Genomic DNA, 910 nt, shown 5'->3' with positions numbered 1-910 from the left:
CGCCCTGTTAAGACTCGCTTTCGCTACGGCTCCGGGCCTGAAGCCCTTAACCTTGCCAGTAAAAGTAACTCGTAGGCTCATTATGCAAAAGGCACGCCGTCACCCCCAAAGGGGCTCCGACCGCTTGTAGGCGTATGGTTTCAGGATCTTTTTCACTCCCTTGTTCAGGGTTCTTTTCACCTTTCCCTCACGGTACTGGTTCACTATCGGTCTCTCAGGAGTATTTAGCCTTGGCGGATGGTCCCGCCGGTTTCACACAAGGTTTCACGTGCCCCGTGCTACTCAGGATACCGCTATCGATAACTCTCTTTGCCTGTACGGGACTATCACCCTTATCGTCACGCTTTCCAACGTGTTCCAGTTCATCGAGCACCAAATGTCGCGGTCCTACAACCCCCATATTGCCGAAACAACATGGGTTTGGGCCAATCCGATTTCGCTCGCCACTACTCTCGGAATCACTATTGTTTTCTCCTCCTCCGGTTACTTAGATGTTTCAGTTCACCGGGTTTGCTTCCACTTACATGGATGACATGCCTTCAACATGCCGGGTTGCCCCATTCGGATATCTTCGGATCAAAGGTCATGTGCACCTTCCCGAAGCTTTTCGCAGCTTATCACGTCCTTCTTCGCCTCTGAGAGCCTAGGCATTCCCCATACGCCCTTGTTCAACTTGTCACAAGCCGGACCCAATAACAGGTCCGCGCCCTTGCAGTCTTTTTATTCTCTACTCTTTACTTTGTATCTACTCTTTTCAAAGTACGCCCGGCTTAGCCCGGCGCACCCTGTCACAATATGTCAATGAACCTTTTCCATTTCTCTTATGAAATGGATCGTGGAGAATATCGGAGTCGAACCGATGACCTCCTGCGTGCAAGGCAGGCGCTCTAGCCAGCTGAGCTAATCCCCC

Annotated in this window: 1 tRNA gene and 1 rRNA gene; both read right to left on the bottom strand. The window is 51.4% G+C overall.

The window, feature by feature from the left end:
• Positions 1-678: ribosomal RNA gene (locus tag ACEXOE_RS23710) — 23S ribosomal RNA — on the bottom strand; the annotation flags it as partial.
• Between the two features lie 158 nt (positions 679-836).
• Positions 837-910: transfer RNA gene (locus ACEXOE_RS23705), tRNA-Ala, on the bottom strand.

This window comes from Spongiimicrobium salis, from assembly GCF_043678055.1.
In the GTDB taxonomy this organism is placed as follows: Bacteria; Bacteroidota; Bacteroidia; order Flavobacteriales; family Flavobacteriaceae; genus Spongiimicrobium; species Spongiimicrobium salis.
Note: the sequence above shows the minus strand (reverse complement) of the source record. Positions and strands in the feature narration are given on the sequence as shown.